Origin of the sequence: Martelella sp. AD-3, from assembly GCF_001578105.1 — a bacterium.
Lineage (GTDB): Bacteria > Pseudomonadota > Alphaproteobacteria > Rhizobiales > Rhizobiaceae > Martelella.
The window spans coordinates 2,902,936-2,914,522 of record NZ_CP014275.1; the positions used below are offsets into that span (position 1 = coordinate 2,902,936).

5 protein-coding genes are annotated in these 11,587 nt (G+C 61.5%); all 5 read right to left on the reverse strand.

The features are described 5' to 3' along the window. Positions 1-8 precede the first annotated feature (8 nt). A complete protein-coding gene (locus tag AZF01_RS13560) occupies positions 9-1,580 on the reverse strand; it encodes an EAL domain-containing protein (protein ID WP_024707362.1) in 1,572 nt (523 codons plus the stop codon). A gap of 220 nt (positions 1,581-1,800) precedes the next feature. Further along, a complete protein-coding gene (gene rpoC, locus AZF01_RS13565) occupies positions 1,801-6,009 on the reverse strand; it encodes a DNA-directed RNA polymerase subunit beta' (RefSeq protein ID WP_024707361.1) in 4,209 nt (1,402 codons plus the stop codon). Positions 6,010-6,199: 190 nt separating this feature from the next. After that, positions 6,200-10,342, reverse strand: coding sequence for a DNA-directed RNA polymerase subunit beta (gene rpoB / locus AZF01_RS13570; RefSeq protein ID WP_024707360.1), 4,143 nt, complete (start codon positions 10,340-10,342; stop codon positions 6,200-6,202). 279 nt (positions 10,343-10,621) lie between these two features. After that, positions 10,622-10,999 carry a 50S ribosomal protein L7/L12 gene (gene rplL, locus AZF01_RS13575; protein WP_024707359.1) on the reverse strand — a complete coding sequence of 126 codons (378 nt, stop codon included), beginning with the start codon at positions 10,997-10,999 and terminating at the stop codon, positions 10,622-10,624. A 66-nt stretch (positions 11,000-11,065) separates the two neighbouring features. Then, on the reverse strand, positions 11,066-11,584 hold the full coding sequence (gene rplJ / locus AZF01_RS13580; RefSeq protein WP_024707358.1) for a 50S ribosomal protein L10: 519 nt from the start codon (positions 11,582-11,584) through the stop codon (positions 11,066-11,068). Positions 11,585-11,587 lie beyond the last annotated feature (3 nt).

Consider the following 11,587-nt stretch of genomic DNA (forward strand, 5'->3'; position numbering starts at 1 on the left):
GCCGCTGATCATGCCTCCTTGCGCGGGCCTTCAGCGGCAAAGGCGCGCAAGAATTCTCGTGCGGGCATTGGCCGCGCGATCAGGAATCCCTGGATGCAGATGTCGGGATGAATGGCAACGAGATGGTCAGCCTGGCCTCTGGTTTCCACGCCCTCGCAGATCAGGGTCACCTCGAGCGCGGCGGCAAGTTCACAGACCTTGCTGACGATTACGGCGCCGATCGCCTGCTGACCGATCGCCTGGGTGAACATTCGGTCGATCTTAATGCCCGCGATCGGCATGCGGGCGATATAGGCAAGGTTCGAATAGCCCGTGCCGAAATCATCGATGAGAATGCGATAACCGCGATTGCTGAAGGCCGCCATCGCCTGGGTCAGGCTGTCATGGCTTGCCGTCGAACGCTCGGTCAGTTCCAGGGCGACCTGGCCGGCGGAAAGCCCGTGGGACCGTGTTTCGGTCTCGAGAAAATCCAGAAACGCCGGGCTCAGTATGTCATCGGAGGCGACATTGATGCTGACATAGAAGTTCGGATCGGCCGCAAGGTGCGCCTCCATGTCGGTGAATGCCCGCCGGACGACGCCGCGGGTGATCCGCCCGATAAACCCGCAGGTCTCCGCAGCGGGTATGAACTGATCGGGCGGCATCAGCGTCCCGTCGAAATCGACCAGCCGCGCAAGCGCCTCGGCCCCGCATATTCTGTTGTCGGAAAGCCTGACGATCGGCTGATAATGGACGGTAAGCCGGTCATCATTGAGCGCCCGCTCCAGCCTCTGCCGCCAGGACCGGCTTTCGCGATAGAGATGCGCATGCCAGAGTCCGAGGAAGGCGCCGGCCGAAACACCGCCGGCCAGGACAAGCAGAAAATCAAGCGGCGCCGTCTTCAGAAGGGCCGGCGCATCATAGGTGGCGACAACGCAGACGTCGGTCTTTTCATTGCAGCGCGAATAGACCCTTCGGCGCGCAATGCGATACCATTCGCTGCTGCTTCCGAGCAAAGTCGCAAGCCCTTCGGCATCGCCGAAGGACCGGTAGCTGTAGCTGGCATCGCTGGTCAGGACAAGGGCGGCCAGCCGCTCGGCGGGGTCGTCGTAGCGCGCGAAGGCGGACGGTTCCGTCATCACGACGCTGTTGCCGAAAGAGGCCATGTCGACTGCAAGGCCGGCCGGAGCAATGCCCCTGGTGTCCTTCCAGAGAATGGCCGCGTTGACGCCCACCACCTGCGAAGGCGGCGGCATCTTCACCGGGCTCGCCAGTTCACCCCATATCCCGGTGCAGACGAGGTTCCCGTCCCTGATGCGGCCGACATCGGCAAGATAAGGGGCGGAGAAAACGACGCCGCGCATCGCCTCCAGGTCATCTGCGGAACAGGGCATATCGTCAGATCGGTCGAGGGCGCGCAATACGGTCAGGCTGGTTTCGGCGACTGAAACCGCGTTTTGAAAGACGTCGGAGCCGTAATAGTCGACATACCCGTCCGCGTCATGGTTGCGAATGAACTCGGCGATCACCAGCGCGCATATCCCGCCCAGACAGATCCAGACAAGACAGATGATCCAGATACTCCGCCTACCCGCCTCCATCGCGCTTCCCTTCCGCAGCCGCGCGCGTGAGGAACCTTTGCCCCTTCTGAAGCGCCAGTTGTCCCAACAATCGCTCCCAGATCGACCGCTGACGACAGGACTGCGTAACCAGCAAATGCTATCGCTAGCATTTTAGCAATAAATGTGAAAGGCCGCCGAAAGTCGGCGGCCTTTCACACAAAAGCTTGAAAGCGGCCGGGCCGAAGCCCGAAGCCGGAATTTATTCGCCCGGCTGCGGCTCTTCGTTCATGGAGGAGAGCATCGGCGTTGCCTCGTCGGCGCCGGAAGCCTTGCGGCGGGCGTCGATGATGAGGTCGTCGCGCTGGGTCGCGATGCGGCGAACCTGGCCCATCGCGCGTCCCGTACCGGCTGGGATCAGACGGCCGACGATGATGTTTTCCTTCAGGCCCTGGAGCGTATCGACCTTGCCGGCAATCGCCGCTTCCGTGAGAACCTTGGTGGTCTCCTGGAAGGACGCGGCCGAGAAGAAGGACGGCGTCTGCAGCGAGGCCTTGGTGATGCCGAGCAGAACCGGCTCGCCTTCGGCAGGCCGCTTGCCCTGTGCCACAAGTTCCTCGTTCATATTGTCAAAGGCGATCGCCTCGATGATATCGCCGGTGATCTGGCCACTGTCGCCAGAAGCGGTGATCTCGATCTTCTGCAGCATCTGGCGAACGATCACCTCGATGTGCTTGTCGTTGATGACCACGCCCTGCAGGCGATAGACTTCCTGGATCTCGTTGACGAGATAGGAGGCCAGCGCCTCGACGCCCTTGATGGCAAGGATGTCATGCGGGGCCGGGTTGCCGTCGAGGATGTAGTCGCCCTTCTCGATGTAGTCGCCGTCCTGCAGATGGAACGGCTTCGACTTCGGAATGAGGTATTCCACCGGCTCGACGCCGTCTTCCGCAGGCTCGATCTGGATGCGGCGCTTGTTCTTGTAGTCGCGGCCGAAGCGGATCGTGCCGTCGATCTCGGCGATCACGGCATGGTCCTTCGGACGGCGGGCTTCGAACAGTTCCGCAACGCGCGGCAGACCACCGGTAATGTCCTTGGTCTTGGCGCTTTCCAGCGGCGAACGGGCAAGCACGTCACCCTGGCTGACCTTCTGGCCGGGCTCGACCGAAAGGATCGCGTCGACGGACAGCGGCAGGCGAGCCTCGCCGCCGCGCGGCAGCTTCATGATCTCGCCATTGGCATCCTTGATGACGATGGACGGCTTCAGATCGGAACCGCGCGGCGTCGAACGCCAGTCGATGACCGAGCGCTTGGTGAAGCCGGTCGCCTCATCCGTCGTTTCGGTGACGGACAGACCTTCGACGAGGTCTTCGAAGTCGACCGTGCCGGAGACTTCCGTCATCATCGGTCGGGTATAGGGGTCCCACTCGGCAAGACGCTGACCGCGACGCACCGTGTCGCCGTCATCGACGAACAGTTTCGAACCATAGGCGACCTTTTGCGAGGACCGCTCCTGATCGCGCTGGTCGAGGATCTGGATCGCCATGTTGCGGCCCATTGCCACCAGAACGCCGTCGGAGTTCCGCAGAACGTTGCGGTTCTTGATCCGCACCGTGCCCTCATAGGAGGATTCCAGGAACGACTGGTCAACCACGTTCGCCGTACCGCCAAGGTGGAAGGTACGCATGGTCAGCTGCGTGCCGGGCTCGCCGATCGACTGGGCGGCGATGACGCCGACGGCCTCGCCGATATTCACCGGCGTACCGCGCGCAAGGTCGCGACCGTAGCAGACCTGGCAGACGCCCGTCTGAACCTCGCAGGTCAGAGCCGAACGGATCTGGACCGACTGGATGCCCGAAGCCTCGATCTTGATGACGTCGGCCTCGTTGATCTGACGGCCGGCCTCGACGATCAGCTCGCCGGTGACCGGATCCTCGATGTCGACAAGCGCCGCACGGCCGAGCACGCGCTGGCCGATGGAGGCAACCACCTGGCCGGCATCGACGATGGCGGTCATGGTCAGGCCCTTGTCGGTTCCGCAATCGGCCGTGTTGACGATGCAGTCCTGTGCCACGTCGACGAGACGACGGGTCAGGTAACCCGAGTTCGCCGTCTTCAGGGCGGTATCGGCCAGACCCTTACGGGCGCCGTGCGACGAGTTGAAGTACTCGTTCACGGTCAGGCCTTCCTTGAAGTTCGAGATGATCGGCGTTTCGATGATCTCGCCGGAGGGCTTCGCCATCAGGCCGCGCATGCCGCCGAGCTGACGCATCTGGTTCACCGAACCGCGGGCGCCGGAATGGCTCATCATGTAGATCGAGTTCATCTGCTTCTGGCGACCGGTCTCGGGATCGAACTCGACGGCCTTGATGCGGGCCATCATCTCTTCCGTGACCTTCTCGGTCGCCTTGCCCCAGGCGTCGACAACCTTGTTGTACTTCTCGCCCTGGGTGATGAGACCGTCATTGTACTGCTGCTCGTATTCCTTCACCAGCGCTTCGGTCTCGGCGACGATTTCGTGCTTGGCGTCCGGGATCACCATGTCGTCCTTGCCGAAGGAAATGCCGGCGCGGCAGGCATGGCCGAAGCCGAGCGACATGATCCGGTCGCAGAAGATCACCGTGTCCTTCTGGCCGCAATGGCGGTAGACCGTGTCGATCATCTTGGAGATGTTCTTCTTGGTCATTTCCTGGTTGCAGGTCTCGAACGGCACGTTCGAGTTCTTCGGCAGAAGCTCGCCGATGATCATGCGGCCGGGCGTGGTCTCATAGATCTTCGAGACCTCGTTGCCGTCCTCGTCGACCGTCTTGAAACGGCCCTTGATCTTGGAATGCAGCGTGACGACCTTGTTTTCGAGCGCATGGTGGAGCTCGCCCATGTCGGCAAAGGCCATGCCTTCGCCGGGCTCGTTCTCGTTCATGATCGAGAGGTAGTAGAGGCCGAGAACCATGTCCTGCGACGGCACGATGATCGGCTGACCATTGGCCGGATGCAGGATGTTGTTGGTCGACATCATCAGCACGCGGGCTTCAAGCTGGGCTTCGAGCGACAGCGGCACGTGAACGGCCATCTGGTCGCCGTCGAAGTCGGCGTTGAAGGCCGTGCAGACGAGCGGATGCAGCTGGATGGCCTTGCCTTCGACCAGCGTCGGCTCGAACGCCTGGATGCCCAGGCGGTGCAGCGTCGGCGCGCGGTTCAGGAGCACCGGATGCTCGCGGATCACCTCGTCGAGGATATCCCAGACTTCCGGACGTTCCTTTTCAACCAGCTTCTTCGCCTGCTTGACGGTCGAGGAATACCCCTTGGCGTCGAGACGGGCGTAGATGAAGGGCTTGAACAGTTCCAGCGCCATCTTCTTCGGCAGGCCGCACTGATGCAGCTTCAGTTCCGGGCCGGTCACGATGACCGAACGGCCGGAATAGTCGACGCGCTTGCCGAGCAGGTTCTGGCGGAAGCGGCCCTGCTTGCCCTTCAGCATGTCGGAGATCGACTTCAGCGGACGCTTGTTGGCGCCGGTGATGACGCGGCCGCGGCGGCCGTTGTCGAACAGCGCATCGACCGATTCCTGAAGCATGCGCTTCTCGTTGCGGATGATGATGCCCGGCGCGCGCAGCTCGATGAGCCGCTTCAGACGGTTGTTGCGGTTGATGACGCGGCGATAGAGATCGTTGAGGTCCGACGTCGCGAAACGGCCGCCGTCGAGCGGGACGAGCGGGCGCAGGTCCGGCGGGATCACCGGAACGACCTTCATGATCATCCATTCGGGACGGTTGCCCGACTCAAGAAAGTTCTCGACGATCTTGAGACGCTTCATCAGCTTCTTCTGCTTCAGGTCCGACGTGGTGTCGGCCAGCTCGGCGCGCAGGTCGCCCGCGATCTTCTCGAGATCCATGCCGGCAAGCATCTCATAGATGGCTTCCGCGCCGATATTGGCCGAGAACTGGTCCTCGCCGAACTCGTCGACGGCCAGCATGTATTCCTCTTCCGACAGGAGCTGATTTTCCTTCAGATCCGTCAGGCCCGGCTCGGTGACGATGTAGTTCTCGAAATAGAGAACGCGCTCGACATCCTTCAGCGTCATGTCGAGAAGGGTCGAGATACGGCTCGGCAGCGACTTCAGGAACCAGATATGGGCGACCGGAGCGGCGAGCTCGATATGGCCCATACGCTCGCGGCGCACGCGCGACAGCGTGACTTCGACGCCGCACTTTTCGCAGATGATGCCCTTGTATTTCATGCGCTTGTACTTGCCGCACAGGCACTCATAGTCCTTCATCGGGCCGAAGATGCGCGAGCAGAACAGGCCGTCACGCTCGGGCTTGAACGTGCGGTAGTTGATGGTTTCCGGCTTCTTGATTTCGCCATAAGACCAGGAAAGGATCTTTTCCGGGCTGGCGATCGAGATCCGGATCGAATCGAAGACCTGCGCCGGCGCCTGCGGATTGAAAAGATTCATGACCTCTTGGTTCATGCCTGTCTCCTTGACTGGGCGGCATCGCCCTTGCTGACAGATCATTCCGGCCAAACCCCGATGCCGGAACTCATGTCTCTTGAAACGGTGATAGCCGCGAAATGCGGCAAAAATGACACTTCGCGCTTACCATGCACTGGGTGTCAAAGACGCGCCCGGCCGGTTGCGGCGGGCGCGCCGTGTCTTGATCCTATTCCGCGGCGTCCGGCAGTTCGTCGGCTTCCGCACCGGCCTCGTCGGCACGGTTCTCAAGCTCGACGGAAAGGCCCAGCGAACGCATTTCCTTGACGAGAACGTTGAAGCTTTCCGGAATACCGGCCTCGAACGTATCATCGCCGCGGACAATGGCTTCATAGACCTTGGTCCGACCGGCAACGTCGTCCGATTTCACGGTCAGCATTTCCTGCAGCGTGTAGGCGGCGCCATAGGCCTCAAGTGCCCAGACCTCCATTTCGCCGAAACGCTGTCCGCCGAACTGGGCCTTGCCGCCCAGCGGCTGCTGGGTGACCAGCGAGTACGGGCCGATCGAACGGGCGTGGATCTTGTCGTCAACCAGATGGTTGAGCTTGATCATGTACATGTAGCCCACGGTGACCTTGCGGTCGAAGGGCTCACCCGTACGTCCGTCGTACAGCACCGACTGGCCCGACGGATCATAGCCCGCCCAGGACAGCATCTCGGAGACGTCGCCCTCATGCGCGCCGTCAAAGACCGGCGTGGCGATGGAAACGCCGCGCTTGGCCTCGTCGGCCAGGCGAACCAGGCTTTCGTCGTCGAACTGCGAGACTTCGTCCTTGGCTTCCGACGCATAGACCTTGGTCAGTGTCTCCTTCAGCGGCCTGATGTCATTGGTTTCCTGATACTCCTCGAGCATCTGGCCAATGCGCTTGCCCATGCCGGCACAACCCCACGCAAGATGCGTCTCGAGGATCTGGCCGACATTCATGCGGCTCGGCACGCCAAGCGGGTTCAGCACGACATCGACATGGGTTCCGTCTTCCAGGAACGGCATGTCTTCGGCGGGCAGGATGCGAGAGACCACGCCCTTGTTGCCGTGGCGGCCGGCCATCTTGTCGCCGGGCTGGATCTTGCGCTTCACGGCAACAAAGACCTTGACCATCTTCATCACGCCCGGAGGCATTTCATCGCCGCGCTGGACCTTTTCGACCTTGTCCATGAACCGCTGCTCGAGGCGGGCCTTGGATTCGTCGTACTGGCCGCGAAGGGCTTCGAGTTCGCCCTGCGCTTCCTCGTCCTCGACGGCGAACATCCACCACTGCGAACGCGGATAGGCGCCGATGACTTCATCGGAAAGCTGAACGCCCTTCTTGAAGCCCTTGGGACCCGCAATCGACGTGTGGCCGCGCAGCATGTCGGCAAGACGCGCATAGACGTTGCGGTCCAGAATGGCCTGTTCGTCGTCACGGTCCTTGGCGAGCCGCTCGATTTCCTCGCGCTCGATCGCCATGGCGCGCTCGTCCTTCTCGACGCCGTGGCGGTTGAACACGCGGACTTCCACGACCGTACCGAAGGTGCCGGGCGGCATGCGCATCGAGGTGTCGCGAACGTCCGAGGCCTTCTCGCCGAAGATGGCGCGCAGGAGTTTTTCCTCCGGCGTCATCGGGCTTTCGCCCTTCGGCGTGATCTTGCCGACGAGAATATCGCCCGGATGCACTTCGGCGCCGATATAGACGATGCCGGCTTCGTCGAGGTTCTTCAGCGCTTCTTCCGAAACGTTCGGAATGTCGCGGGTGATTTCTTCCGGACCGAGCTTGGTGTCGCGGGCCATGACCTCGAATTCTTCCAGATGGATCGAGGTGAAGACGTCATCCGAGACGATCCGCTCGGACAGCAGGATCGAGTCCTCGTAGTTGTAGCCATTCCACGGCATGAACGCGACCAGCGCGTTGCGGCCGAGCGCCAGATCGCCGAGGTCCGTCGACGGGCCATCGGCAATGATGTCGCCGCGATTGACCACGTCGCCGACGCGCACCAGCGGACGCTGGTTGACGCAGGTGTTCTGGTTGGAGCGCTGGAACTTCATCAGCCGGTAGATGTCAACGCCCGACTTGGAGGCATCGAGGTCTTCCGTCGCGCGAATAACGATACGCGTCGCGTCGACCTGGTCGACCACGCCGCCGCGCTTGGCACCGATGGCGGCGCCACTGTCACGGGCAACGATCGGCTCCATGCCGGTTCCGACGAACGGGGCTTCGGCGCGCAGCAGCGGCACGGCCTGACGCTGCATGTTCGAGCCCATCAGGGCGCGGTTGGCGTCGTCGTTTTCCAGGAACGGAATGAGAGCGGCCGCCACCGAAACCAGCTGCTTCGGCGAAACGTCCATCAGGTTGATGTTCTCGCGCGGGGCCAGCATCACTTCGCCGGCATGACGGCAGACGACGAACTCTTCAACGAAGGTGCCGTCTTCATTCATCACCGAATTGGCCTGGGCGATGTAATATTTCGCCTCTTCCATGGCCGAAAGATAGATCACCTCATCGGTGAGCTTGCCGTCCTCGGAGATCTTGCGGTACGGGCTTTCGATAAAGCCGTACTTGTTGACGCGGGCGAAGGTCGCGAGCGAGTTGATCAGACCGATGTTCGGGCCTTCCGGCGTCTCGATCGGGCAGATGCGGCCGTAATGGGTCGGATGCACGTCGCGGACTTCGAAGCCGGCGCGTTCGCGCGTCAGACCGCCCGGGCCAAGTGCCGACAGACGACGCTTGTGGGTGATCTCCGACAGCGGGTTGATCTGGTCCATGAACTGCGACAGCTGCGAGGAACCGAAGAACTCGCGCACGGCGGCAGCCGCCGGCTTGGCGTTGATCAGGTCCTGCGGCATCACGGTGTCGATCTCGATCGAGGACATGCGTTCCTTGATCGCGCGCTCCATGCGCAGGAGGCCCAGACGGTACTGGTTCTCCATCAGTTCGCCGACCGAACGGACGCGGCGGTTGCCGAGATTGTCGATGTCGTCGATCTCGCCCTTGCCGTCGCGGAGATCCACCAGCGTCTTGACGACGGCGAGGATGTCCTCCTTGCGCAGAACGCGCATCGTGTCCGGCGCATCGAGGTCGAGACGCATGTTCATCTTGACGCGGCCGACGGCCGAGAGGTCGTAGCGCTCGGCATCGAAGAACAGCGAATTGAACATCGCTTCTGCCGATTCCATGGTCGGCGGCTCGCCCGGACGCATCACGCGATAGATGTCGAAGAGCGCGTCCTGACGGTTCTCGTTCTTGTCGGCGACCAGCGTGTTGCGGATATAGGCGCCGACATTGACGTGGTCGATGTTGAGGATCGACAGTTCGTCGATGCCCTGCTCGATCACGCCCGCCAGGTTCTTCTCGTCCAGTTCTTCGCCGGCCTCGAGATAGATCTCGCCGGTTTCCATGTTGACGATGTCCTCGGCCAGGAACGTGCCGTAAAGTTCGTCATCGGTAACCTTGAGCGCCTTCAGGCCGCCTTCGGCGAGCTTCTTGAGCATGCGCGGGGTCAGCTTCTTGCCGGCCTCGATCACGACCTCGCCGCTGTCGGCGTCGATCAGATCGGTCACGGCCTTCTGGCCGCGCAGACGTTCCGGCGAGAACGGCACTTTCCAGCCGTCGCCCTCACGCTCGTAGACCGCCTTCTCGTAGAAGGTCTCGAGAATTTCCTCGGTGTCCATGCCGAGCGCCATCAGAAGCGAGGTCACCGGGATCTTGCGGCGGCGGTCGATACGGGCATGGACGATGTCCTTGGCGTCGAATTCGATGTCGAGCCAGGAACCGCGATAGGGGATCACGCGGGCTGCAAACAGCAGCTTGCCGGAGGAGTGGCTCTTGCCCTTGTCGTGGTCGAAGAACACGCCCGGCGAACGGTGCATCTGCGAGACGATAACGCGCTCGGTGCCGTTGACGATGAAGGTCGCATTGTTGGTCATCAGCGGCATGTCGCCCATATAGACCGACTGCTCCTTGATGTCCTTGATCGACTTCGCGCCGGTGTCCTCGTCGATGTCGAACACGATCAGGCGCAGCTTGACCTTCAGCGGCGCGGCATAGGTCAGGTCGCGCTGCCGGCATTCCTCGACGTCGAACTTCGGCTGTTCGAATTCGTAGGAAACGAATTCGAGCATGGAAGCGCCCGAGAAATCGGTCATGGGGAAGACGGACTTGAAGACCGCCTGCAGCCCCTCGTCGGGACGTCCGCCCTTGGGCTCGTCAACCATGAGGAACTGGTCGTAGGACGCCTTCTGAACCTCGATGAGGTTCGGCATCTCCGCCACTTCCGGAATTTTTCCGAAAAACTTGCGTACGCGCCTGCGACCATTAAAGGAAAGGGTCTGAGCCATCGTCGCTCCTTGTCAATCTGCATCCGGGCCTGCAACAGACGGGTACCGATGGCCAGTCGGTTCCGTCATCACCGAGAGCCATTTCCGCCGGAAAGGCTCGATCTCCATAATTTCTCGACTATCCGAGCGTCAGGCCGTTGCCGGTCGCGCTGCCCGTCGAAAGGGTCCTGAAGAGAACCCATTACCCAAAGGCCCGAAATGGGACTTTGGGTAATGGTTTCGGATCAATTGTCGCCCTGCGGGCCGGCTCTCGCCCGCCCGCAGAACAGATAACCAGGCTTACTTGAGCTCGACCTTGGCGCCGGCTGCTTCCAGCTTGCCCTTGAGCTCTTCGGCTTCGCCCTTGGAAACGGCTTCCTTGATGGCCTTCGGAGCGCTCTCGACGAGTTCCTTGGCTTCCTTGAGGCCGAGACCGGTGATGGCGCGAACTTCCTTGATGACGCCGATCTTGTTGGAGCCGGCTTCAGCCAGGACAACGTCGAATTCGGTCTTCTCTTCAACAGCGGCAGCAGCTTCGCCAGCACCACCGGCAGCAGCGACTGCAACCGGAGCAGCGGCGGAAACGCCCCACTTCTCTTCGAGCATCTTGGACAGTTCAGCGGCTTCGAGAACCGTCAGTTCAGAAAGTTCGTCTACGATTTTGGCGAGATCAGCCATGTTAGTCTTCCTTCAGTGTGTTTGGTTCGAACTGGGTCGAAATTTCATAAACAGCGAAAAACCGCCTCAAGCGGCTTCGTCCTTCGTGGCGTAGGCGTTGAGCACGCGGGCAAGCTGGCTTGCCGGTGCAGAAGCAATCGTCGCGATACGCGTCGCCGGGGTCTGGATCATACCAACCAGCTTCGCACGCAGCTCGTCCAGCGAAGGCATCGTCGCAAGCGACTTGACGCCCTCGGCATCGAGCACGGTTGCCCCCATGGCGCCGCCGATGACAACGAGCTTGTCGTTGGTCTTGGCGAAATCCATGCAGACCTTCGGAGCCGTCACCGGGTCATCGCAATAAGCGATGAGCGTCTGACCCGTGAACAGGTCAGCCATTCCCTCGGACTCCGTACCCTGAAGGGCAATCCTGGCCAGGCGGTTCTTCGCGACTTTGACAGTGCCGCCCGCTTGACGCATCTTCGAACGAAAATCGTTCATCTGCGCGACGGTGACACCGGCATAGTGGGCCACGACAACCGAACCGGAAGCCTTGAAGACTTCGTTCAGTTCCGTGACGAATTCGCGTTTTTCCGCTCTTTCCACTGC

Coding starts and splice junctions, on each gene's coding strand:
- rpoB (WP_024707360.1), bottom strand. CDS start 10,342: ATGGCTCAGACCCTTTCCTTTAATGGTCGCAGGCGCGTACGCAAGTTT.
- rplL (WP_024707359.1), bottom strand. CDS start 10,999: ATGGCTGATCTCGCCAAAATCGTAGACGAACTTTCTGAACTGACGGTT.
- AZF01_RS13560 (WP_024707362.1), bottom strand. CDS start 1,580: ATGGAGGCGGGTAGGCGGAGTATCTGGATCATCTGTCTTGTCTGGATC.
- rpoC (WP_024707361.1), bottom strand. CDS start 6,009: ATGAACCAAGAGGTCATGAATCTTTTCAATCCGCAGGCGCCGGCGCAG.